Here is a 23077-nt window from a genome sequence, read left to right as displayed (position 1 = left end):
GCTCAAACGCCAAAACTCTCGCCGCACCCGCAGGCATGCTGAGCTTTAGGGTTATTGAATTTGAATATCTGATTCAGCCCTTCGCGGACATAATCTACCGTGGTGCCGTCAATAAACGGCATCGCCTTCAGCGGCACATAGAGTTTGGCGCCGTCGCGCTCAAACAGCAGATCGTCATCGGCGGGTTCGCGGGTCAGATCCAGCACATAGGCAAAGCCGGCGCAGCCGGATTGTTTTACCCCTAGCTGCAGCCCTTTCACCTGCGGATCCTGCTGCATCAGTTTCGTTATTTGTCGTACGGCGCTGTCGCTGAGCGAAATGCCTTGCCAGACATTCTCGTCCAAAGAAAAAGTGCCGACATTTTCCGTTTGCATAGGGTCTACCTCACACTCGTGTTTGGCCACAGCCAATCTGGGTTACTTATATGTTAGTGATAACGATTATCACTTCAACCGTTTGTTTTGCGGGGGTATCCGCCGCGAGCGCGGTTTTTCGCTGCGGCGTGCGGCAAGCCAGCGGGACATCCGTGGCGGCTTGCGGCGTGTGGCGGCAAGGCGTGCATGCTATCCCTATGAATTTGTTCTTTATCCTGCATCACCGTACCGCACTCCCCGGTGGCCCGTCAGCGTTACAGCGCCGCGGTGCGTTGCCGATCTAAACATTCATAGAAAATACCTATTTCTGCATTCTGTCTGTCGTAAATGTGCGTTTATCGGCATTTTGCGCCGCGGCGCAAGGCGCGGCCTTTAAGTTAAAGTTTAGTCGCTCTGGGTTAAGTTGGGCCGTCGATGGCCTTTTACCCCCATGGAATGAAAAAACGCCGCCACGGGGATTGATCGGCAACGCGGCAGTTTATATGATAATGATTATCATTCAATTTGAATTTGAGCGCGAAGCCAATGACTCTTTCGATCAACGCATGGTTGCTGGGCAAGATTGATGACTACAAATTCAGCGTGCGCGACGCCACGGTGGACTTTTATATGGCCGAAGCGGCGCTGCGCCGCCCGGAATGCAATATTGATCATCTGAAGCGGTACAACAGCGTCAGCCTCACCATGGCCAATCTTTGCCTGGAGAACGGCGATGATGACAGCTATCTGCACGCGCTCAGCAAGCTGCACAACCGGCTGATCGTCGAGATCAACAATCCGCAGCGCTGCCAGCTGTTTCGGGTGCAAAGCTACCACTTCGCCCGCCACACGCTGACGCTGATCTGCCAAAAATATGCGATGGAAGGCACCTGGGAGAAGGCGAACGCGTTTCAGAAGGACTTCGTCAAACGCGTGCCGTTTCAGCTGTAAAACGAAGCGCTCCGCAGGCCGATCGCCTGCGGAAACCGGCGGGGATCAGTCGATGACCGCCGTGGTCAGACGCGAGGTGCAGCACAGCCGATCGCGCGCGTCGAAGATCTCTATCTGCCACACCTGATGACGGCGGCCAACGTGCAGCGCGCGGCACACCCCGCGCACCTGGCCATCGAACACCGCCCGCAGGTGGTTGGCGTTGATCTCCAGCCCCACCACCTTCTGTTCGCCTTCGCTGCACAGGTAGCCGGCCATCGATCCCATCGATTCCGCCAGCACCACCGACGCCCCGCCGTGCAACAGCCCGAACGGCTGCCGGGTGCGGCCGTCCACCGGCATGGTGGCCTCCAGGAAATCCTCGCCCAGCTGAGTAAACTCGATGCCCACATGGCTGACCATGCAGCCGTCGCCGGCGCGGTTCAGCTGCTCCAGCGATGTTTCACGTTTCCACAATTTCACTCAATCATCTCCAGAAGTGCCTGTAATGGGTGGCGCACGCCATTGCCCTCGATGCGTTTCACCTGGCTGCGGCAGGAATAACCGGTCGCCAGGCAGCGCTGACGCGGCAAACGCTGCAGCGTCGGATGCCATGATAGCTCATAAATGCCGAGCGAGTTTTGCAGGTTCTTGGCTTCATGGCCGTAAGTGCCGGCCATGCCGCAGCAGCCGACGCTGACGTTCTCCAGTTTGGCGCCGAAGCGGGCGAAGATCGCCGCCCACTGTTGGCCGCTGGCCGGCAGCGCGGTGGTTTCGGTGCAGTGACCGAACAGATACCAGGGTTCGCCGGTCGCCGGCTGTTCGGCGCGATCCGCGATCCGCTGTTGCAACCATTCATGCACCAGCTGCACCTGAAAATCGCCGCGCTCGGCGCCGAGGATCTCGCGGTATTCGTCGCGATAGCACAGCACCAGCGCCGGATCGACGCCCACCAGCGGCATGCCGAGCTGCGCCACGCGGTTGAGGAAATCGGCGGTTTTGCGCGCGGTGCGGGCGAACCGCGTCAGGAAGCCCTTCACATGCTGCGCCTTGCCGTTCGGCGAGAACGGCAGCAGCACCGGTTTATAACCGAGCTTTTCCACCAGCCGGACGAAATCCGCCACCACTTTGGCGTCGTAATAGCTGGTGAACGGATCCTGAACAATCAGCACGTGTTCTTCACGTTGCTCGGCGTTCAACCCTTCCAACTGTTCCAGCGTCAGCGTGGTCGCCCGGTGGCCTGACAGCTGCTGACGCAGCGTCGGGCTGGACAACAGCGGCAGATCGACCATGCCGACGGCGTTGCGGCTCATCTCCCGCAGCCACGGCTGGCGGAAGAAGAAGTTGAACACCTTCGGCGCGCGGGCCATCAACGGGGTATAGCTCTCTACGCCGGCGACCATGTAGTCGCTCACCGGGCGCAGGTAGCGGGTATGGTAAAGCTGCAGGAAGCGCGAACGAAACCCCGGCACGTCAATTTTGATCGGGCACTGGGTGGAACAGGCCTTGCAGGCCAGACAGCCGGACATCGCCTCTTTCACTTCGTGCGAAAAGTCGTACTCGCCCTTGCCGGCATGCCAGCTGTTGCGGGTTTTCTCGATTAGACCGCGCAAGCTGAGGCGCTGCTGCGGCAGCTGTTTCTCCAGCGCCAACGGATCGATGCCCTGCTCGGCCAACAGACGCAGCCACTCGCGCACCAGCGTCGCCCGCCCTTTCGGCGAATGAATGCGGTTGCCGCTGATCTTCATCGACGGGCACATCGGGCTGCGCACGTCGAAGTTGAAGCACAGGCCGTTGCCGTTACACTCCAGCGCGCCGCGGAACGAGGTGCGCACCTCGACCGGGATCTGGCGATCGAAGGTGCCGCGTTTGACCGCATCCACCTGCATCATCGGCGCATCCACCGCCAGCGGCGCACAGATCTTGCCCGGGTTAAGACGGTTATCCGGATCGAACGCCGTCTTGATGCGGCGCAGCTCCTCGTACAGCGTTTCCCCGAAGAATTCAGGGCTGTACTCGGCGCGGAACCCCTTGCCGTGCTCGCCCCACAGCAGGCCGCCGTATTTGGCGGTGAGCGCCACCACCCGATCGGAGATCTGCTTCATCAGCACTTCCTGCTGGGGGTCGCACATGTCGAGCGCCGGACGCACGTGCAGCACCCCGGCATCGACGTGGCCGAACATGCCATAGCTCAGATTGTGGTCGTCGAGCAGTTGGCGGAACTCGACGATATAGTCCGCCAGGTGCTGCGGCGGCACGCAAGTATCCTCGGCGAACGGGATCGGCTTGGCGCGCCCTTTGGCATTGCCCAGCAGCCCGACCGCCTTCTTGCGCATGTTGTAAATGCGCTCGATGCCCGCCAGGTCGCCGCAGATCTGGTACCCGATCACGCCGGCCTGCCGCTGGGCGATCAGTTCATCCAGCCGTTGGCACAGGGTCTCCATCTGGCCGTCGATCAGCGCGCGATCGTCGCCGGCGAATTCGACGATGTTCAGCCCAAGCATCTCTTTGTCCGGCACGTCGGCGATCAGTTCGCTTACCGAATGCCAAACAATATCTTCACGCGCCAGATTCAGCACCTTGGAGTCGATGGTTTCCACAGACAGCGCCTTGGCCTCAACCATAAAGGGCGCATTGCGCAGCGCCGAGTCGAAGGAGTCGTATTTCACGTTAACCAGACGACGCACCTTCGGCAGCGGCGTGATGTCCAGCCGCGCTTCGGTGATAAAGGCCAGCGTGCCTTCCGCACCGGTGAGGATGCGCGTCAGATCGAAGGTTTGCAGATCGTCGCTCAGCACGTGGCGCAGGTCGTAGCCGGTGAGGAAGCGGTTGAGTTTGGGGAATTTTTCCAGGATCAGCGCGCGCTGCTCGCGGCAGCGATTCAGCACCGTGCGGTAGATGCGCCCTTCGGCGGTCTCTTCCAGGGCAATCGTTTCCGCCAGCGCCGTCGGCATGGCGCGGGTGTCGATCATCTCGCCGCCCAGCAGCACCGCCCGCAGGCCCAACACGTGATCGGAGGTTTTACCGTATACCAGCGAGCCCTGGCCGGAGGCGTCGGTGTTGATCATGCCGCCCAAGGTGGCGCGGTTGCTGGTAGACAGTTCCGGCGAGAAGAAGTAGCCGAACGGACGCAAATATTGATTCAGCTGATCCTTGATGACCCCGGCTTCGACTTTCACCCAGCCCTGTTCGACGTTGATCTCCAGAATGCGGTTCATATGACGCGACATATCGACCACGATGCCGGTATTGAGCGACTGACCGTTGGTGCCGGTGCCGCCGCCGCGCGGGCTGAAGGTCAGCGTATTGAAACGCTCTTCCCCCGCCAGGCGGGCGATCAGCGCCACGTCGGCGGTGGAACGGGGAAACACCACCGCATCGGGCAACAGCTGGTAAATGCTGTTGTCGGTGGCCATCGTCAGCCGGTCGGCGTAGCTGGTGGCGGTATCGCCGTTGAATCCGTTTTGCTTCAGTGCTTCCAAAAAGTCGAGCACCCGTTGAACGAGGCCGGGCGCCTGAGAAATCTGTGGGATCATTCGCTTTTTTGACCCTGTCCGTCTATTTTTTATGCGCTGATGTACGCTGAATCGGGCCTTTAATTCAGACCCACCCTATTTTTTAGTGACACTAAAAACTAACATACTCGTTTAGTGAAGGCATTCACATTATTACCGCCCTGCGAGCGCCGCCACAGGCGGCCGCCCGGCGGTGATAAACCGACCGACAGGCACCCCGATTCGCCGGTGCCAGGGATTTAATTGACCAGGATGAGAACCCACTGATGCCACTCCCGCAATCGCGTTACGACTTACCGCGAATTATTTTCGGCGTGCTGTTTATCGCCATCATGATCGTCGCCTGTTTCTGGGTGATCCAACCGTTCATTCTCGGCTTCGCCTGGGCGGGCATGGTGGTCATCGCCACCTGGCCGCTGCTGCTCAAACTGCAAAAGCTGCTGTGGGGCCGCCGCTCGCTGGCGGTGCTGGTCATGACCCTGCTGTTGATCCTGCTGTTCATTCTGCCCATCTCCCTGCTGATCAGCAGCGTGGTGGATAACAGCGCGCCGTTGATCGCCTGGGCCAGCTCGCCAGGCAAGCTGCATATTCCCGACCTCGCCTGGCTGCAATCCGTCCCGATGATCGGCGACAGGCTCTATACCAGCTACCATACGCTGGTTAACGCCGGCGGCGCCGCGCTGCTGGCGAAGGTACAGCCATACTTCGGCCAGACCGCCACCTGGTTCGTGGCGCAGGCGGCGCATATCGGCCGCCTGCTGCTGCACTGCGCGCTGATGCTGCTGTTCAGCGCCTTGTTGTACGCGCGCGGCGAACAGGTCGCGCTGGGTATCCGTCACTTTGCGGTACGCCTCGGTTCCGCGCGCGGCGATGCGGCGGTGCTGCTGGGCGGCCAGGCGATCCGCGCGGTCGCGCTGGGCGTGGTAGTGACGGCGCTGGTGCAGTCGGTGCTGGGCGGCATCGGTCTGGCGGTAAGCGGCATTCCGGCCGCCACCCTGTTGACGATGCTGATCTTCATCTGCTGTGTGGCGCAATTGGGGCCGCTGTTGGTGCTGGTGCCGGCCATCATTTGGCTGTACTGGCACGGCGACACCACCTGGGGCACCGTGCTGCTGGTCTGGAGCTGCGTGGTGGCCACGCTGGATAACGTGCTGCGCCCGGTGCTGATCCGCATGGGCGCCGATCTGCCGCTGCTGCTGATCCTGTCCGGCGTTATCGGCGGTTTGCTGGCCTTCGGCATGATCGGCCTGTTCATCGGCCCGGTGGTGTTGGCGGTGTCTTATCGCCTGCTGACCGCCTGGATGGATGAAGCGCCGGAGCCGACCACCGCGCCGGAGCAAGTGATCGAAGAACTGGAAAAACGTTAATCGCCCTCCCTTCCGCCCGCATCGCCGGGCGGAAGAGTTTCCCCTCTCACTACGCCTACCTCATTCGGGTAATATCTTCGCCAAATATAATGCCGTTGTTTATTGATTAAGGCGCGGCAAATGGAAAGGTGCAATGTAAATCCGTGTTTGCTGCAAAATGCAAAAAGAGATAACGCCCGCAAATAAATGGTGATACCGCTATCGATTAGGATGATTCTTAATGACTAGTCGCGTTCAAATATCTAGTATTATGGCCATCTATTGCTTCAAATCACTGATTTTAAAGCAACCTTTCTGAACAATGTAATGCCATACATGTGAATTGCTGTGTGTAGTCTTTGCCCATCTCCTACGATGGGCTTTTTTTTATTCTTTTTTCGCCAAATTGATTATTTAACGCGCCGTTATTTACATTCAGAAATAAAAAGGCCGCAGCGTAAACTGCGGCCGGGTATTAATGCCTTAGCAACGCCGAAGCCTTATTTCTTTTTCGACAAGTTGATCCAGGTCTGCACTACGGTATCCGGATTGAGCGACAGGCTATCGATGCCCTGCTCCATCAACCACTCGGCGAAGTCTTCATGGTCGGACGGCCCCTGGCCGCAGATACCGACGTATTTGCCGTGGCGTTTGGCCGCCTGGATCGCCATCGACAGCAGCGCTTTCACCGCGTCGTTGCGTTCGTCGAACAGTTCCGACACCACGCCGGAGTCGCGATCCAGCCCCAGCGCCAGCTGGGTCATGTCGTTGGAGCCGATGGAGAAGCCGTCGAAGTGCTCAAGGAACTGATCCGCGAGCAGCGCATTGGACGGGATCTCGCACATCATGATCACTTTCAGCCCGTTTTCGCCGCGCTTAAGCCCCTGACGCGCCAGCTCGGCCACCACCGCTTCCGCCTGCGCCACGGTGCGCACGAACGGCACCATGATTTCGACGTTGGTCAGCCCCATTTCGTTACGCACGCGTTTCACCGCTTCGCACTCCAGCGCGAAGCAATCGCGGAAGCTGTCGGCCACGTAGCGGCCGGCCCCGCGGAAGCCCAGCATCGGGTTCTCTTCGTGCGGTTCATACTTGTCGCCGCCCACCAGGTTGGCGTACTCGTTGGATTTGAAGTCGGACAGACGCACGATCACGCGCTTCGGCCAGAAGGCGGCGCCCAGCGTCGCGATCCCTTCGGTCAAACGACCGACGTAGAACTCGACCGGGTGGTCATAGCCCTGCATCAACGCGCGAATTTCGTTTTGCAACGCCGGCGTTTGCTGATCGAACTCCAGCAGCGCGCGCGGGTGCACGCCAATCATGCGGTTGATGATGAATTCTAGCCGCGCCAGGCCCACGCCTTCGTTCGGCAAACGCGCGAAGTCGAAAGCGCGATCCGGGTTGCCGACGTTCATCATGATCTTCAGCGGCAGATCCGGCAGTTCGGTCACTTCGGAGCTCTGCACGCTGAAGTCCAGCATGTCGCTGTAAACGAAGCCGGTGTCGCCTTCCGCACAGGATACGGTGACTTTCTGGCCGTCTTTCAGCACGTCGGTGGCGTGGCCACAGCCCACTACCGCCGGAATGCCCAGCTCACGGGCGATGATCGCCGCGTGGCAGGTGCGCCCGCCGCGGTTGGTGACGATCGCAGCGGCCTTCTTCATGATCGGCTCCCAGTCCGGGTCGGTCATGTCGGTCACCAGCACGTCGCCCGGCTGGATGCGATCCATTTCGCTGATATCGTGAATCACTTTCACCGGACCGGCGCCGATGCGATGACCGATGGCGCGGCCTTCCACCAGCACCGGGCTGGAGCCGTTCAGCTGATAGCGTTCCATGGTCTGTTCGTTGGAGCGAACGGTCTCCGGGCGCGCCTGCACGATCAGCAGTTTACCGGTGTGGCCGTCTTTCGCCCACTCGATATCCATCGGGCGGCCGTAATGTTTTTCGATCAGGATCGCTTGATGCGCCAGCGCCTGCACTTCGTCATCGGTCAGCGAGAACCGGCTGCGCTGCGCTTCCGGCACGTCTTCGATGCGCACCTGCTTGCCGTGATCCTGCGACGGCGCGTACACCATGCGGATTTTTTTCGAGCCCAGGTTGCGGCGCACGATCGCCGGCTTGCCTTTTTGCAACGTCGGCTTGTGCACATAGAACTCATCCGGGTTCACCGCGCCCTGCACCACCATCTCACCCAGACCGAAGGCGGAGGTGATGAACACCACCTGATCAAAGCCGGACTCGGTGTCGATGGTGAACATCACGCCCGAGGAGGCCAGATCGGAGCGCACCATGCGCTGTACGCCCGCCGACAGCGCGACGCCGCGGTGGTCGTAACCCTGGTGCACGCGATAAGAGATGGCGCGGTCATTGAACAGCGACGCGAACACGTGCTTGATCGCCACCATCACGGCGTCGATGCCCTGCACGTTGAGGAAGGTTTCCTGCTGGCCGGCGAAGGAAGCGTCCGGCATGTCTTCCGCCGTGGCGGAGGAGCGCACCGCAAAGGAGGCTTCCGGTTCGCCGTCGGCGAGCTGTTGGTAAGCCTGATGAATTTCACGCTCGAACTCGGCGTGGAACGGCGTGTCGATCACCCATTGGCGGATCTGGGCACCGGCCTTGGCCAGTTGTGCAACGTCGTCAACGTCAGTCTGATCCAGTAACTGATAGATGCGCTGGTTAACACCGCTTTGTTCGAGGAAATCGTTAAACGCCTGCGCGGTGGTGGCAAAACCGTTCGGCACGGCCACGCCCAAATCGGAAAGATTGGTGATCATTTCACCGAGGGAAGCGTTTTTGCCGCCGACACGGTCAACGTCGTGCATGCCAAGCTGGTTGTACCAAAGCACATTACGCAAGTCTGGGCCATTGTTGGACATCGAGACAATCCTTATTGCTATCAGTAGGGTAAAGACGGATTTAATTCGCTTGCTTTACGGCGCCGCTAAACGCGGAGCCGAATCAGACTAGCACACTGATCCGGGGAAAATGGAAAGGTGAATCGATCAACCCACTGAAGAAAGTGGTTTTTAAGAGAATGTCCTAACCGGCTGATTTGCCTGGGAACCGTTCCCAAACGCACGAAAAGCTTAGTTCTCAACAAATTACGTTCTTTTTAAACTTCTGTTTTAATGACCGCGCAAACGCTACCGTTTTTGGTGAAAATAACGGCAAACTCGCGCTTCAGGTGGAAAAGCGCCGCTGGGCCGCACTTTTTACGGCCGCTAATCGCGCTTTCCGCCCGCGCCGCCGCATGGCGGTTTATCGCCCCGTCGTCACAATTTTTTCTCTCGCCCCTTTACCGACGGATCGTCTGCGGCCCATGATATTGACAGTGATGACAGCAGGAACACCGTTTTCAGGTAAGGAGCCTCGGGTGGAAAGAAGCGTTTTTTATATTTCGGATGGTACGGCGATCACCGCCGAAGTGCTGGGACACGCGGTGCTGTCGCAGTTCCCGGTCACGGCGACCACCTATACCCTGCCGTTTGTCGAAACCGAGGCCCGCGCACGCGCAGTTCGCCAGCAAATCGATGATATTTACCATGAAACCGGCGTGCGCCCGTTGGTGTTTTACTCCATCATCTCGCCGGAAGTGCGCGATGTGATCGTCCAGAGCCAGGGCTTCTGCCAGGATATCGTGCAGGCGCTGGTCGGCCCGCTGCAGGGCGAGCTGGATGTGGAACCGACGCCGGTGCCGAACCGCACCCACGGCCTGACCGCCAGCAATCTCGGCAAGTACGACGCCCGCATCGCCGCCATCGACTATACCCTGGCGCACGATGACGGCATTTCGCTGCGCAACCTCGATCAGGCGCAGGTGATCCTGCTCGGCGTCTCGCGCTGCGGCAAAACCCCCACCAGCCTCTATCTGGCGATGCAGTTCGGCATCCGCGCCGCCAACTACCCGTTTATCGCCGACGATATGGACAATTTGCATCTGCCGGCCTCGCTGAAACCGTTTCAGCATAAATTATTCGGCCTGACCATCGATCCGGAGCGCCTGGCGGCGATCCGTGAAGAGCGGCGCGAAAACAGCCGTTACGCCTCCTTGCGCCAGTGCCGCATGGAAATCGCCGAGGTCGAGGCGCTGTTCCGCAAAAACCAGATCCGCTACCTCAACACCACCAACTATTCGGTCGAAGAGATCTCCACCAAAATCCTCGATATCCTCGGCATGAGCCGCCGCATGTTCTGATCTTTCCCCGCGGGGCCATCGCGCCCCGCCGCCTGCCGTTTATTTCAGCAGCAGCTGATTTTTTTGTGCTTTTTTTCGCGGCTTTGATCAACAGAACGCAATCTCTACGGTTGAATTCAGCGCTTTTTGCGTTATTGTGATCGCCATCACTTCCCGGCGCTCCTGCCGCAGAGAAGAACAGTTTCCAGGGAACAACATGCACAAAACAGATGAACTGCGGACCGCGCGCATCGACAGCCTCGTCACGCCGCAAGCGTTGGCGGATAAGCTGCCGATCTCGGCGGCCGTCGCCGATAACGTGACAGCGTCACGTAAACGCATTGAAAAAATCCTTACCGGTGAAGACCGCCGCCTGCTGGTGGTGATCGGCCCCTGCTCCATCCACGATCTCGACGCCGCCGTCGATTACGCCGGCCGGCTGAACGCCCTGCGCGAACGCTATCAGGATCGCCTGGAGATCGTGATGCGCACCTACTTCGAAAAACCGCGCACCGTTGTCGGCTGGAAAGGCCTGATCTCCGATCCGGCGCTGGACGGCACCTTCCAGGTCAACCGCGGCATCGAAATGGCGCGCCGCCTGCTGCTGGAGGTAAACCAGCTCGGCCTGCCGACCGCCACCGAATTCCTGGACATGGTCGTCGGCCAATACATCGCCGATCTGATCAGCTGGGGCGCCATCGGCGCGCGCACCACCGAAAGCCAGATCCACCGTGAAATGGCCTCGGCGCTCTCCTGCCCGGTCGGCTTCAAAAACGGCACCGACGGCAACACCCGCATCGCCATCGACGCCATTCGCGCGGCGCGTGCCGGGCACATGTTCCTGTCGCCGGACAAACATGGTCAGATGACCATCTACCAGACCAGCGGCAACCCGTACGGCCACATCATCATGCGCGGCGGCAAAACGCCGAACTACCACGCCAGCGATATCGCCGCCGCCTGTGACAGCCTGCGTGAATTCGATCTGCCGGAGCACCTGGTGATCGACTTCAGCCATGGCAACTGCCAGAAGATGCATCGCCGTCAGTTGGAAGTGGCCGACAATGTCTGCCAGCAGATCCGCGCCGGCTCTGCCGCCATCACCGGCGTGATGGCGGAAAGCTTCCTGGTGGAAGGCACGCAGAAAATCGTCGCCGGCCAGCCGCTGACCTATGGCCAGTCGATCACCGATCCTTGCCTGAGCTGGTCCGACAGCGAACAGCTGCTGGCAATGCTGGCGGATGCCATCGATAGCCGCTTCTAGCCTATCGCAGGCCGGGGCCACGCCCCGGCTTTATCTCCCCTGTTTCGCTCATCTATACTGATCGCAATCCTTTAATACCCGCCGCAACGCACTGGGAGCCCCGGCATGATTCACTCTCTGTTATCCATCCCCTGCGTCACGCTGCAGGGCGAGCAAAAAACGCTGGGCGATTTCCCGGCGCGCGCTTACCTGGTGGTCAACACAGCCAGCAAGTGCGGCTTCACCCCGCAATACCGCGGGCTGGAAAATTTGTGGCAATACTATCGCGAACGCGGGTTGATGGTGCTCGGCTTCCCTTGCAACCAGTTTGGTTCTCAGGAGCCGGGCAGTCCGCTTGAGATCGCCAATTTTTGCAGCCTCAACTACGGCGTCAGTTTCCCGTTGTTCAACAAAATAGAGGTCAACGGCCCCGGCGCCCATCCGCTGTTCAACGAACTGAAACGCCTGGCGCCCGGCATTCTGGGCAGCCGCCGCATCAAATGGAATTTCACCAAATTCCTGCTCACCGCCGATGGTCAACGTGTCACGCGCTTTGCGCCGATCACCAAACCTGAGCGTCTGTTCGACCGTATCGAAACCCTGCTGAAATAATCCCCTCTTTTTTACGGGCCGAGCGCGTTCGGCCCGTCGCCGGATGTCCGTTCGGCAAAAAGGTTCCATCGGTAAGAAAATTTTCCTTGATGTAACCTTTCCATCACATGATAATGATTCTCAATTTGATATTAATTACCATTTAATGGTCTGTTTTATAAGCACAAAGATGATGGATACTGCCAACACGCCAACTCCCGCCGCCGCGGCCCCGACCGAGCACAGCGCAAACGCGCCGCCCAGCTACGACAGCGCACAGCTGCTCGGCGCCGACGGCATCGCGTTCATTACCCATCAGGGCCAGCGCTATCAACTGCGGCAGACCAAGGCAGGGAAATTGATCCTGACCAAATAACCACAGAATCCTCAAACGCCAGCCACCCCGATCTTGTGATCCAGGCAGCCAGCAAATCTATTGATATGTTTCATTACATACGGAGAGTTGCACCATGCCTCTGACATTTTCCACCCGGCTGCGTTTTTCCGCGTTGAGTCTGGCGATTGCCTGCGCTCTGCCTACGGTGGCCTTGGCACAAAACACCAGCACGACACCCTCTTCTTCCCCCGCGACGCCGGCCAAAAAAGCCAAAGCCGCTGACGAAACCATGACCGTGGTCGCCACCGGCAATCAGCGCAGCAGCTTTGAAGCGCCGATGATGGTGACGGTCATCGAAGGCAGTTCGCCGGAAAGCCAAACTGCGGGGACCGCTGCCGATATGCTGCGCCGCGTGCCGGGTATTACCGTCACGGGCTCCGGCCGCAGCAATGGGCAGGATCTCATGATGCGCGGTTACGACCGACGCGGCGTGCTAACGCTGGTCGACGGCATCCGCCAGGGCACCGATACCGGCCATATTAACGGCACATTTTTAGATCCTGCGTTGGTGAAGCGCATCGAAATCGTGCGCGGCCCTTCTGCCCTGCTGTACGGCAGCGGCGCGTTGGGTGGCGTAGTGTCTTATGAAACTGTCGACGCCGCCGACCTGCTGTTGCCAGGCCACGACAGCGGGTTCCGCGTCTACGGCACCGCCGGCAGCGGCGATCACAGCTTGGGCATGGGCGCCAGCGCCTACGGCAAGACCGATAACCTCGACGGCCTGCTGTCGTTCGGCACCCGCGACGTCGGCAATCTGCGCCAGGGCAATGGCTTCGATGCCCCCAACGACGAAACCATCAACAACGTGCTGGCCAAAGGCACCTGGAAGATCGACGACAACCAGTCGCTGGGCGGCAACCTTCGTTACTACAACAACAGCGCCCAAGAGCCGAAAAACCCACAAACGCCAGCCAGCTCCGCTGGAAACTTAATGACCGATCGTTCGACGATCCAACGCGACGCGGCTCTGAGTTACAAACTGAAGCCGGTCGGCCAGGATTGGCTGGATGCTGAAGCGAAAGTGTATTACTCGGACGTGAAAATTAACGCGCACGCCAGCGGCAGCGAAGATGAAGCGCGCAAACAAACCACTAAAGGCGCCAAACTCGAAAACCGCACACGCCTGTTTGCAGATACTTTCGCTTCGCACCTGTTGACCTACGGCACCGAGGCTTACAAACAGGAGCAAACGCCGGGCGGAGCGACCGAAAGTTTCCCGCACGCAAAAATCAACTTCGCTTCAGGCTGGCTGCAGGACGAAATCACGCTGCGCGATCTGCCCGTCACCCTGCTCGCCGGCACCCGCTATGACAATTACAAGGGCTCAAGTGACGGCTATGCCGATGTGGATGCGAACAAATGGTCCTCACGCGGCGCAGTCAGCATTACCCCCACCGACTGGCTGATGCTGTTCGGCTCCTATTCTCAGGCGTTCCGCGCACCGACGATGGGTGAGATGTACAACGACTCCAAACACTTCTCCATCCCAATGGGGCCTACCACCATCACCAACTATTGGGTGCCGAACCCTAATTTGAAACCGGAAACCAATGAAACTCAAGAGTACGGATTTGGTCTGCGTTTCGACGATCTGCTGCTCGCCGATGATAGCTTGCAGTTCAAAGCGAGCTATTTCGATACCAAAGCCAAGGATTACATCACAACCGACGTCACCATGGAGCTGGGACGCGGCCCGCGCGGCCCTTACTGCATCAGTTGCACCACCTTCTCGACCAATATCGATCGCGCAAAAATCTGGGGATGGGACGCTACGCTCAGCTATAAAACCTCTTGGTTCGGCTGGGATTTGGCTTATAACCGCACCCGCGGCAAAAATGAAGCGACCGGTGACTGGTTGAGCAGCATCAATCCGGACACCGTCACCAGCTCGCTGGATGTGCCGCTGGGCGAAACCGGTCTGTCCGCCGGTTGGGTCGCCACCTTCGCCGAACGCGCCACCCGCGTGCAGACGGGCACGCCGGAGCAAGGCGGCTACGGGGTTAACGACTTCTATCTGAGCTACAAAGGCCGCGACCGTCTGCAGGGCGTCACCACCACCGTGGTGCTGGGCAACGCCTTCGACAAAGAATATTACTCGCCGCAGGGCGTCCCGCAGGATGGCCGCAACGCCAAACTGCTGGTCAGCTACCAGTGGTGATCATTTGACTATCTGGCGGACATCCGGTGTGTCCGCCATTCGCATCACAGCGCAGGAGAATCCCGCATGAGCAACACCCTGTACGAACGTTACCAACAGGCTAAAATCGACCATCCCGGCAAATACGCCCGCGATCTGGCGGCGATCCTTGGCGTCAGCGAAGCAGAGCTGACGCACGCCCGCGTTGGCCACGACGCACGCCGCCTGCAGGCCGACGCCCGCACGTTGCTGACCGAACTCGAGCAAGTGGGCGTCACCAAGTCCATCACCCGCAACAGCTATGCGGTGCATGAGCAGATGGGCCGCTACCGCAACCAGCACCTCAACGGCCACGCCGGGCTGATCCTCAACCCGCGCGAGCTGGATCTGCGCCTGTTCCTCAACCACTGGACCAGCGTCTTCGCCATGAGCGAACCCAACAAGCGCGGCGTGCGCCACAGCATTCAGTTCTTTGACCCGCAGGGCGATGCGCTGCACAAGGTCTACACCACCGAGGAAACCGATCTGCCGGCCTGGATGGCGCTGGTGGAACGCCACCTGAGCGAAGAAAACCCGGCGCTGGCGCTGCAGCCCGTCGAGGCGGCCACCTCCGATGAAGCCACGCAGGATCAGGCCAAAATCGACGCTGAATGGCGCGCGATGACCGACGTGCACCAGTTCTTCCAGCTGCTGAGCCGCAATAAGCTGACGCGCCAGCAGGCCTTCCGCGCCGTCGGCGACGATCTGGCCTATCAGGTGGACAACAGCGCGCTGTCGCAACTGCTGGAGGCGGCGCAGCAACAGCAAAATGAGATCATGATCTTCGTCGGCAACCGTGGCTGCGTGCAGATTTTCACCGGCCAGATCGAACGCTTGATGCCGCAGGAAGGCTGGATCAACGTGTTCAACCGCCGCTTCACGCTGCACCTGATTGAAAACGCCATCGCCGAAAGCTGGATCACCCGCAAACCGACCAAAGACGGCATCGTCACCAGCCTGGAGCTGTTCGCCGCAGATGGCACGCAGATCGCGCAGCTGTATGGCCAGCGCACCGAAGGCCAACCGGAACAAACCCAGTGGCGCGAGCAGGTCGCCGCGCTCGCCGCCAAGGACATCGCCGCATGAAATCCTCCTTGATCCGCCGCCTGGCGTTGATGGTGACGCTGACGCTGCCGCTCACCGCCGCCGCCGCACAGCGCATCGTCTCGATCGGCGGCGACGTGACGGAAATCGCCTTTGCGCTCGGCGCCGGCGACGACGTGATCGCCCGCGACAGCACCAGCCTGCATCCGGAAGCGGTGAAAAAGCTGCCGGACGTCGGCTACATGCGCCAGCTGAACGCCGAAGGCATTCTGGCGCTGAAACCGACGCTGGTGCTGACGACCGAGCTGGCGCAGCCGGCGCTGGTGCTCAAACAACTGGCGGACAGCGGTGTCAAGGTCGTCAGCGTGCCGGGTGACACCACCCTGCAGGCGGTGCCGCAAAAAATCGCCGCGATCGCCGCCGCGCTGCAGCGTGATGAGCAAGGCAAGCAGTTGAGCGAGCGCTATCAACAGCAGCTGGCGGCGGTCGATACCACTCCGCTGCCGGTCAAGGTGCTGTTTGTGATGAGCCACGGCGGCATTACGCCGATGGCGGCCGGGCAACACACCGCCGCCGACGCGGTGATCGCCGCCGCCGGACTGAAAAACGCCATGCAGGGTTTTGACCGCTACCGTCCGCTGTCGCAGGAAGGCGTCATCGCCAGCGCGCCGGATCTGTTGCTGGTCACCACCGACGGCGTACGCACCCTCGGCGGCGAACAGCAACTGTGGACGTTGCCGGGTCTGGCGTTGACGCCGGCAGGCAAGCAGCGTCGCGTGCTGATCGTCGATGACATGGCGCTGCTGGGCTTCGGTCTGGAAACGCCGGCGGCGCTGGCCAAACTGCGCCACGCGGCGGAGCAAAAGTAATGCGCTGTCGCACCTCGCCTCAGTTAGCCATCATCGGCCTGCTGGTGCTGCTGACGCTGCTGGCGCTGGTCGCCGCTAACCTGGGCGCGCTGACGCTGTCGTTTGGCACCCTGTGGCGCGAACCCTTCAGCGACGCCGCCTGGCACATCTGGCTGAACATTCGTCTGCCGCGCGTGCTGTTGGCGGTGGTGATCGGCTGTGCGCTGGCGGTATCCGGCGCGGTAATGCAGGGGCTGTTCCGCAATCCGCTGGCGGATCCGAGCCTGCTGGGCATCAGCAGCGGCGGCGCGCTGTTTGTCGCGCTGTTCATCGTGATGCCGCTGGCGTTGCCGGTGACGATCGCGTTGTATGGCCACATGCTGGCGGCGTTCCTCGGCAGCCTGCTGGTATCGCTGTTGATCTACGGCATCAGCCGCAGCGGGCACGGCAATCTGTCGCGGCTGCTGCTGGCGGGCATCGCGATCAACGCCCTGTGTATGGCTGCCATCGGCGTGCTCTCCTACATCAGCAGCGATCAACAGCTGCGCCAATTCTCGCTGTGGATGATGGGCAGCCTCAGCCAGTCGCAATGGCCGACGCTGGCCGTTTCCGCCTCGCTGATCCTGCCCACGGCACTGCTGACGCTGCTGCAGGCGCGTCGTCTGAACCTGTTACAGCTGGGGGACGAAGAGGCACACTACCTCGGGGTGAGCGTTCAGCGCGCCAAGCTGCAGCTGCTGCTGTTGAGCGCCCTGTTGATCGGCGCGGCGGTGGCGATGAGCGGCGTGATCGGCTTCGTCGGTCTGGTGGTGCCGCATCTGGTGCGCATGCGCCTCGGCGGGGATCACCGCTGGCTGCTGCCCTGCTCCGCCCTGGGCGGCGCCTGCCTGCTACTGGTCAGCGACACGCTGGCGCGCACGCTGGTGGCGCCGGCCGAAATGCCGGTGGGATTGATGACCAGCCTGATCGGCGGCCCTTACTTCTTGTGGCTGGTGATGCGCCAGCGGGAGCGAACCAGTGGATAACGCCGCCAACCTCACGGCCCGGGAGTTGCGCTACAGCCTCGGTACGCGCCGCTTGATCAACGATGTTTCGCTCAGCCTCGCCGGCGGTGAAATGGTGGCGATTATCGGCCCTAACGGCGCCGGCAAATCGACGCTGCTGCGTTTGCTGACCGGCTATTTGACGCCGGACTGTGGCGAATGCCGGCTGCTTGGCCGCCCGCTGGAACACTGGGCGCCGCAGCAGTTGGCCAAAGTCCGAGCCGTGATGCGTCAATACAGCGATCTGGCGTTTCCCTTCAGCGTGGAAGAAGTGGTCAGCATGGGACGCGCGCCGCACGGCAAACGCGACGAGCACCAGGCGATCCAACAGGTGATGGTGCAGACCGATTGCCTGGCGCTGGCACAGCGCGACTATCGTCAGCTGTCCGGCGGCGAACAGCAGCGGGTGCAACTGGCTCGGGTATTGGCGCAGCTGTGGCAGCCGCAGCCGTCCCCCGCCTGGCTGTTCCTCGACGAGCCGACTTCGGCGTTGGATCTTTACCACCAGCAGCATACCCTGCGCCTGCTGCGCTCGTTGACGCGCCAACAGCCGCTGGGCGTCTGCTGTGTGCTGCACGATCTCAATCTGGCGGCGCTGTACGCCGACCGCATCCTGCTGTTGCATCAGGGGCGCTTGGTGGCGAGCGGCACACCGCAGGAAGTGTTGCAGACGGAAATCCTCACCCGCTGGTACCAGGCCGATCTCGGCGTGATTCATCATCCCGAAGTGTCGTTGCCGCAGGTCTATCTGCGCCAATGAAACGTTCAAGGGCGCCATGAGGCGCCCTTTTTTCATCTCAGCTGGAACAGGAAATCTCCAGATGTTTGCCCCAGTCCGGCGGCAGCGCGGCGAGATCGTCATACTCCGGCGCATCGTCGAACGGCCGCAGCAAGGCCTGATGCAACCGCTGCAAACGGCCGACGTCGTCTTTCTCCGCATCCTCAATCGCTTGCTGGGCCAGGTAGTTGCGCAGGATCAGCCGTGGGTTCACCGCCTTCATCGCCCGTTGCCGCTCCGCGTCGCTGACCTGCTCCTGCTGCAAACGCTGACGATATTGCTGATACCAGGCGTCGAAGGCCGCGCGGTCGATAAACTCATCGCGCAGCGGCGACTGCGCCTGTTGCTGTTCGGTTTCGCTCAACAGGCGGAACGTGCGGGTATAGTCCCGCCCTTCCTGGGCCATCAGGCTCAACAGGCCGGTCAGCACGTCGTTATCCTGCGCCGTCGGCGTGAAGAAGCCCAGTTTGGCGCGCATCTGTTCGCCATAGGCGCGCATCAACGCCGGTTCATACGCCGCCAACGCCTGCTGCAGCTGTTCGGCAGTCATCAGCCCCGACAAGGTTTGCGCCAGGCGATGCAGGTTCCATAACGCCACCGCCGGCTGATTATCAAAGGCGTAACGCCCTTGATGGTCGGAATGGTTACAGATATAGCCGGGCTGATAGTCATCGAGGAAGCCGTAAGGGCCGTAATCGATGGTGATGCCGAGAATCGACATGTTGTCGGTGTTCATCACGCCGTGGGCGAATCCGACGGTTTGCCAATGGGCGATCAGGCGCGCCGTGCGTTCGACCACGTCGGTAAACCACAACAGGTAACGATCGGCCTGATCCTGCAACTGCGGCCAGTGACGGGCGATGACGAAATCCGCCAGCTGCCGCACCTGCTCCGGCTGTTTGCGGTAATAAAAGTGTTCGAAGTGACCGAAGCGCACATGGCTTTCCGCCACCCGCAGCAGCATCGCGCCGCGTTCCGGCTGCTCGCGGTATACCGGTTGTTGACTGGTGACAATAGTTAACGCACGCGTGGTGGGGCTCCCCAGATGGTGCAACGCCTCAGAGGCCAGAAACTCGCGGACAACCGAACGCAGCACCGCGCGGCCATCCCCCATGCGTGAATACGGCGTCAGCCCGGCGCCCTTCAGGTGCCAGTCACGGTGACTGCCGTCCGCCAGGACTTGTTCGCCCAGCAAAATGCCGCGCCCATCGCCCAGTTGCCCGGCCCAGACGCCGAACTGGTGGCCACTGTACACCTGTGCCAACGGCTGCATGCCCGGCAGCAGCGTTTCCCCCGCCCAAATCGGGGTTTTATCCTGAGTAAACCAACTGTCATCCAGCCCCAGCTCGCGCGCCAGCGGCTCACTGTGGTACAGCAGGCGCGCATCCTTGAGCGGCGTCGGGTTCAGGGCGGTGTAAAAACCGGGTAATTGTTGATAGTAAGCGTTATCGAATTGCGGCATAGGCCCTCCGTTTCAGCGTAGTGTAGAGCCTGAACGGGAGGATTAACACCGAAGGAATGCAGGGAGAACGCATCCGCCTGTCGCCAGAACGGATGCGGGAGGTTTCGCGTGAGGAAACGCGCTGAACGTCGGCTGACAAACGCGGTTATCAGCAAAAACGTGGGTGAATAACGGCGACTGAATCACGCTAAACATCACCCCGTCGCTTATTTACCTCATTGTGTGTAGTTTTTTTGCATCACTTCTTAATTATTGAACTCGCTGGGCATCGCCAGCAAAGCTTGCAGATTATCCACACCAACGCTGGGCCATAAAAAACCTTGCAGGCCTAAAACACCGGCGTATCTGAGTTTATTAAAGTACTCTTTTTTCTCTATTCCTCCGACGATCACGCCTTTACACAACAGGTTGATATTCTTTAACAACGAGTCGATGACCACGTCATACCCCTGATGGGTAAACAGCTGCCAGTAAAAACGCTTGTCTATCTTTACGTAGTCAAACAAACCATCGTACAACGCGGTCAGCGTGGCTTTACCGGAACCGAAATCATCGAGCCACAGCGTAAACAATTCGCTTAATCGCCGCACGCTCGTATTGTTCTTTCCGGCAGAAAGATTCGGAAAACTCTCACTCATTTCAAATGCAATAAAAGGATATTGCCGGATCCTCTGGCACAAGGCCGGATCGGAAAGAATAAGCTCGACGATGGTTTCTTCGATATTGATGGTCAACTGCACGCTGTTACCGGTAAACCAGGCAGCATGCTGCTCCGCCAGTCTCAATTGCTCATTAAATAACTCAATCCTTTGTTCAGGCGCCAATAAATTAATCCCAATTTCGGCCGGCATGGCTAAATCACCGTCGAGACTGTTGAAACGGCTCAACATTTCCACCGCCAACAGCCCGCCCTCCATTGAGTAAACAGGTTGAAAAACATAGCTACTAATAAAGTCAGCTTCGAGTTGGATGTTCATTTTAATGCCACAGGATGAATGGCTAGCGTATCATCGTATATCAATATATTTTATCGATCAATCCTTCTGGGATTAATCGGAAATATCAATGCAAATGCTCGTAAAATATCATTTAATTGATAGATTAAAGCTATACGACAATCGCGAACGGCGCAAAGAAAAGCAGCCGCACTTATGCCAGTTTTCTCGTTCGGCGCGTGATGCGAAAAGATATTTGGCTTAAGTGGAATGGATTTGAGGTCAAATTTGACTTATCTCCTTTGTTTTAATTAAGAAAAATCCTAAATAAAGTAAAATAATCTTTCTGACTTAACGCCAATTTTTCCGGCCGTTAACGATGACTGATTAAATTTAATAACGCATCAATTCCGCCCGTTATTCGCAGCATTGAAAACCTGAAAAAATGCCCACCTTGATTTTCAGAAAATCTGCGCTACGCCCAGCGAAACGTCGCTTTCAGCGATAAAAAAAGGGATGAGCACGCTCATCCCCTCGCAGCCAGACCGCCCGGCTAGCGGATGGTATCGCTCAGCCATTGCCGCAGCTCGGTCAATTCAGCCGCCTGTTGCGGATAGGCCGCCACCAGGCGGTCGCAGCAGGCGGCGACGGGCTCACTGCGATACGCGCAGCCCACCAGCATGTCCGCCAACCGCTGTAGCGGAGCCGGATTCAGGCTGTCGGTGAATACCTGCGCACGAACAATTGTCCCCTTCTCGACATCAAAGAACAGGTCCACACCACCCCAGACGAAGCGTTCATTTAGCAGATGGCTGAACGCCGGCGCCTTGCCGAAATTCCATTCCCAACTGCTCTGTTTGGCAAACTGCGCGGCAAAATCGGGCAGATCGGGGAATACATCCGGCGAAATGATCTCCGGCTCGGCCGTCTCGCCATAGTGGGCGAAGAAGGCCTGCACGATCGCCTCACACACCTGCTCATGGCTGATGCCCGGCAAAAACTCCGCCAGGTTGGCGACGCGTGAACGTACCGAGGTGATGCCCTTGGCCTGCAGTTTTTTGGGATCCGGATTGAGGTAGTCCGCCAGCCGCTCCAGATCGGCATTCAGCAGCAGCGTGCCGTGGTGGAAACCGCGATCCTGCGTTTCGCGATAGGCGGAGCCGGATATTTTGCGCGGCCCATCGGCAGTTTCCATCACCAGGTCATTGCGCCCCGATGCGTCGGCCGTTACGCCCAACTGCCGCAGCGCTTGCAGAATGATGTTCGTGGAGACGCTTTTATCGTACCCCGGCTTGCCGGCCATAAAGGTGAAACAGGTGTTGCCCAAATCGTGGAATACCGCCCCGCCGCCGCTGCTGCGCCGCGCCAGCCGAATGCCATCCTGTTCCATACGCCGGGTGTTGCACTCTTTCCAGGGGTTCTGCGACTGGCCGATCACCACCGTTTCGGCATTACGCCACAGGAAGAGGATTTTTTGCGTAGTCATTTCGCGGAAGATGCACTCTTCCACCGCCAGGTTGAACCAGGGATCGTAGGAGTCGGAGATCAGTAAACGCAGACTGTTCATGGCAGGCACCGTTCAAAACACGTGATGCCGCCATGATACACCAAATCAACGGGTTAAGGCTAAATGCGCCGCGCCTGCCAGTACACCCGTTTCCAGTAAACGTTATCGAGCGAGGAGCGGATCACCCCGCGGCTGGTCGAAGCGTGGATAAATTGGTCGTTGGTATCGTAAATGCCGACGTGCAGACCGTTCTCACCGCCGCCGGTTTTGAAAAACACCAGATCGCCCGGCATCAGTTCGTCGCGCGAGACCTTGGTGCCCAGCGAGGTTTGCTCTTCGGTCGAACGGGGCAGCTGCATATCGAAGCGATCGCGGAACGTGCGGTAAACAAAGCCGGAGCAATCCACGCCGCCGCGATCCAGGCCGCCGTAACGGTATGGCGTGCCGTACCACTGGCGCAGTTGTTCATTGAGCTGAGCCACCACCACGATAGAATCCGCCAGGCGGCCGCTGGGTGGCGGCGCATGGCTGCTGCAACCGGCGAGGATTAAACTGGCTAATAAAAACCACACACGCATCCGCATAATATCCCTTCATTGAACACGTTGCCGCATTATGCCATTCGGTACACCACTACACTGCCTGCGAGGCAAAGCCGGCACCACGTAAGGAAAGCGCTATTTCGCGTTAATTTATCTCCCGCACGGGGAAAAAGGCAAGCGCCATGAGGGA

Annotated in this window: 19 protein-coding genes and 1 other RNA gene; 12 read left to right on the top strand and 8 right to left on the bottom strand. The window is 59.5% G+C overall.

Going from position 1 to position 23077, the window contains the following annotated elements; translation table 11 throughout:
• Positions 1-2: 2 nt before the first annotated feature.
• Complete coding sequence (gene sufA, locus ACMGG9_RS10135; protein ID WP_004931368.1) at positions 3-374, bottom strand: Fe-S cluster assembly scaffold SufA; 372 nt, start codon at positions 372-374, stop codon at positions 3-5.
• Positions 375-899: 525 nt separating this feature from the next.
• Between sufA and ACMGG9_RS10130 the strand changes: the two genes are divergently transcribed.
• Positions 900-1304: a hypothetical protein gene (locus ACMGG9_RS10130; protein WP_004931369.1), complete on the top strand. Its 405-nt coding sequence runs from the start codon at positions 900-902 to the stop codon at positions 1302-1304.
• A gap of 45 nt (positions 1305-1349) precedes the next feature.
• On the opposite strand, the gene menI is transcribed toward ACMGG9_RS10130, so the two are convergent.
• Together menI and ACMGG9_RS10120 are read right to left on the bottom strand one after the other, a co-directional pair.
• Positions 1350-1766 (bottom strand): 1,4-dihydroxy-2-naphthoyl-CoA hydrolase, encoded by a 417-nt coding sequence (gene menI, locus ACMGG9_RS10125; RefSeq protein ID WP_016927938.1) that lies wholly within the window; start codon positions 1764-1766, stop codon positions 1350-1352.
• Positions 1763-4819 carry an FAD-binding and (Fe-S)-binding domain-containing protein gene (locus ACMGG9_RS10120; RefSeq protein WP_414162135.1) on the bottom strand — a complete coding sequence of 1019 codons (3057 nt, stop codon included), beginning with the start codon at positions 4817-4819 and terminating at the stop codon, positions 1763-1765. Before ACMGG9_RS10120 ends, menI begins: the two co-directional genes overlap by 4 nt.
• A 245-nt stretch (positions 4820-5064) precedes the next feature.
• Between ACMGG9_RS10120 and ydiK the strand changes: the two genes are divergently transcribed.
• The gene (gene ydiK, locus ACMGG9_RS10115) at positions 5065-6165 is read left to right on the top strand and encodes an AI-2E family transporter YdiK (RefSeq protein WP_117187489.1); all 1101 of its coding nucleotides are present in this window, start codon (positions 5065-5067) and stop codon (positions 6163-6165) included.
• Positions 6166-6423: 258 nt separating this feature from the next.
• An RNA gene (gene rprA / locus ACMGG9_RS10110) (antisense sRNA RprA) lies at positions 6424-6535 on the top strand.
• Between the two features lie 109 nt (positions 6536-6644).
• On the opposite strand, the gene ppsA is transcribed toward rprA, so the two are convergent.
• Complete coding sequence (gene ppsA, locus ACMGG9_RS10105) at positions 6645-9023, bottom strand: phosphoenolpyruvate synthase (protein ID WP_033642901.1); 2379 nt, start codon at positions 9021-9023, stop codon at positions 6645-6647.
• A gap of 458 nt (positions 9024-9481) precedes the next feature.
• Between ppsA and ACMGG9_RS10100 the strand changes: the two genes are divergently transcribed.
• The 9 genes from ACMGG9_RS10100 to ACMGG9_RS10060 all read left to right on the top strand — a co-directional run bounded on the left by ACMGG9_RS10100 (position 9482) and on the right by ACMGG9_RS10060 (position 18423).
• Positions 9482-10342, top strand: a complete 861-nt coding sequence (locus ACMGG9_RS10100; RefSeq protein WP_160880175.1) for a pyruvate, water dikinase regulatory protein — start codon at positions 9482-9484, stop codon at positions 10340-10342.
• A gap of 196 nt (positions 10343-10538) precedes the next feature.
• Entirely contained in the window at positions 10539-11585 is a 1047-nt protein-coding gene (locus ACMGG9_RS10095) for a 3-deoxy-7-phosphoheptulonate synthase (RefSeq protein WP_033642899.1), read from the top strand.
• A 105-nt stretch (positions 11586-11690) separates the two neighbouring features.
• Entirely contained in the window at positions 11691-12176 is a 486-nt protein-coding gene (locus ACMGG9_RS10090) for a glutathione peroxidase (RefSeq protein WP_033642898.1), read from the top strand.
• A 172-nt stretch (positions 12177-12348) separates the two neighbouring features.
• On the top strand, positions 12349-12531 hold the full coding sequence (hemP, locus tag ACMGG9_RS10085; RefSeq protein WP_016927944.1) for a hemin uptake protein HemP: 183 nt from the start codon (positions 12349-12351) through the stop codon (positions 12529-12531).
• A 94-nt stretch (positions 12532-12625) separates the two neighbouring features.
• Positions 12626-14710 carry a TonB-dependent hemoglobin/transferrin/lactoferrin family receptor gene (locus ACMGG9_RS10080; protein WP_033642897.1) on the top strand — a complete coding sequence of 695 codons (2085 nt, stop codon included), beginning with the start codon at positions 12626-12628 and terminating at the stop codon, positions 14708-14710.
• A gap of 66 nt (positions 14711-14776) precedes the next feature.
• Positions 14777-15814, top strand: coding sequence for a hemin-degrading factor (locus ACMGG9_RS10075; RefSeq protein WP_414162134.1), 1038 nt, complete (start codon positions 14777-14779; stop codon positions 15812-15814).
• Positions 15811-16641: a heme/hemin ABC transporter substrate-binding protein gene (locus ACMGG9_RS10070; protein ID WP_033642895.1), complete on the top strand. Its 831-nt coding sequence runs from the start codon at positions 15811-15813 to the stop codon at positions 16639-16641. The genes ACMGG9_RS10075 and ACMGG9_RS10070 overlap by 4 nt, the downstream gene beginning before the upstream one ends.
• Positions 16641-17645, top strand: coding sequence for a FecCD family ABC transporter permease (locus ACMGG9_RS10065; RefSeq protein WP_414162133.1), 1005 nt, complete (start codon positions 16641-16643; stop codon positions 17643-17645). Before ACMGG9_RS10070 ends, ACMGG9_RS10065 begins: the two co-directional genes overlap by 1 nt.
• Positions 17638-18423, top strand: a complete 786-nt coding sequence (locus ACMGG9_RS10060) for a heme ABC transporter ATP-binding protein (protein WP_346405503.1) — start codon at positions 17638-17640, stop codon at positions 18421-18423. Before ACMGG9_RS10065 ends, ACMGG9_RS10060 begins: the two co-directional genes overlap by 8 nt.
• A 37-nt stretch (positions 18424-18460) precedes the next feature.
• On the opposite strand, the gene ACMGG9_RS10055 is transcribed toward ACMGG9_RS10060, so the two are convergent.
• From ACMGG9_RS10055 to ACMGG9_RS10040, 4 genes are all read right to left on the bottom strand, one after another.
• Positions 18461-19903 (bottom strand): protein adenylyltransferase SelO, encoded by a 1443-nt coding sequence (locus ACMGG9_RS10055; protein WP_414162132.1) that lies wholly within the window; start codon positions 19901-19903, stop codon positions 18461-18463.
• A 245-nt stretch (positions 19904-20148) separates the two neighbouring features.
• Positions 20149-20880 carry an EAL domain-containing protein gene (locus ACMGG9_RS10050; RefSeq protein ID WP_033642891.1) on the bottom strand — a complete coding sequence of 244 codons (732 nt, stop codon included), beginning with the start codon at positions 20878-20880 and terminating at the stop codon, positions 20149-20151.
• Between the two features lie 511 nt (positions 20881-21391).
• Positions 21392-22405 carry a lipoate--protein ligase A gene (locus tag ACMGG9_RS10045; RefSeq protein WP_033642890.1) on the bottom strand — a complete coding sequence of 338 codons (1014 nt, stop codon included), beginning with the start codon at positions 22403-22405 and terminating at the stop codon, positions 21392-21394.
• Between the two features lie 59 nt (positions 22406-22464).
• Positions 22465-22929, bottom strand: coding sequence for an NlpC/P60 family protein (locus ACMGG9_RS10040; protein WP_016927954.1), 465 nt, complete (start codon positions 22927-22929; stop codon positions 22465-22467).
• Positions 22930-23077: the final 148 nt, after the last annotated feature.

Source organism: Serratia sp. BNK-10, assembly GCF_047456065.1.
GTDB lineage: Bacteria > Pseudomonadota > Gammaproteobacteria > Enterobacterales > Enterobacteriaceae > Serratia > Serratia ureilytica.
The sequence above is the reverse complement of the archived record's forward strand: the minus strand, read 5'-3'. Positions and strand labels throughout refer to the sequence as shown.

What these genes read in the sequence shown, in the direction of transcription:
- ACMGG9_RS10075 (WP_414162134.1), top strand. Translation starts at nt 14,777, where the DNA reads ATGAGCAACACCCTGTACGAACGTTACCAACAGGCTAAAATCGACCAT.
- ACMGG9_RS10045 (WP_033642890.1), bottom strand. Translation starts at nt 22,405, where the DNA reads ATGAACAGTCTGCGTTTACTGATCTCCGACTCCTACGATCCCTGGTTC.
- ACMGG9_RS10100 (WP_160880175.1), top strand. Translation starts at nt 9,482, where the DNA reads ATGACAGCAGGAACACCGTTTTCAGGTAAGGAGCCTCGGGTGGAAAGA.
- ACMGG9_RS10050 (WP_033642891.1), bottom strand. Translation starts at nt 20,880, where the DNA reads ATGAACATCCAACTCGAAGCTGACTTTATTAGTAGCTATGTTTTTCAA.
- ACMGG9_RS10095 (WP_033642899.1), top strand. Translation starts at nt 10,539, where the DNA reads ATGCACAAAACAGATGAACTGCGGACCGCGCGCATCGACAGCCTCGTC.
- ACMGG9_RS10055 (WP_414162132.1), bottom strand. Translation starts at nt 19,903, where the DNA reads ATGCCGCAATTCGATAACGCTTACTATCAACAATTACCCGGTTTTTAC.
- ACMGG9_RS10120 (WP_414162135.1), bottom strand. Translation starts at nt 4,819, where the DNA reads ATGATCCCACAGATTTCTCAGGCGCCCGGCCTCGTTCAACGGGTGCTC.
- ACMGG9_RS10090 (WP_033642898.1), top strand. Translation starts at nt 11,691, where the DNA reads ATGATTCACTCTCTGTTATCCATCCCCTGCGTCACGCTGCAGGGCGAG.
- ACMGG9_RS10065 (WP_414162133.1), top strand. Translation starts at nt 16,641, where the DNA reads ATGCGCTGTCGCACCTCGCCTCAGTTAGCCATCATCGGCCTGCTGGTG.
- ydiK (WP_117187489.1), top strand. Translation starts at nt 5,065, where the DNA reads ATGCCACTCCCGCAATCGCGTTACGACTTACCGCGAATTATTTTCGGC.
- ACMGG9_RS10080 (WP_033642897.1), top strand. Translation starts at nt 12,626, where the DNA reads ATGCCTCTGACATTTTCCACCCGGCTGCGTTTTTCCGCGTTGAGTCTG.
- ppsA (WP_033642901.1), bottom strand. Translation starts at nt 9,023, where the DNA reads ATGTCCAACAATGGCCCAGACTTGCGTAATGTGCTTTGGTACAACCAG.
- hemP (WP_016927944.1), top strand. Translation starts at nt 12,349, where the DNA reads ATGGATACTGCCAACACGCCAACTCCCGCCGCCGCGGCCCCGACCGAG.
- ACMGG9_RS10070 (WP_033642895.1), top strand. Translation starts at nt 15,811, where the DNA reads ATGAAATCCTCCTTGATCCGCCGCCTGGCGTTGATGGTGACGCTGACG.
- sufA (WP_004931368.1), bottom strand. Translation starts at nt 374, where the DNA reads ATGCAAACGGAAAATGTCGGCACTTTTTCTTTGGACGAGAATGTCTGG.
- ACMGG9_RS10130 (WP_004931369.1), top strand. Translation starts at nt 900, where the DNA reads ATGACTCTTTCGATCAACGCATGGTTGCTGGGCAAGATTGATGACTAC.
- ACMGG9_RS10040 (WP_016927954.1), bottom strand. Translation starts at nt 22,929, where the DNA reads ATGCGGATGCGTGTGTGGTTTTTATTAGCCAGTTTAATCCTCGCCGGT.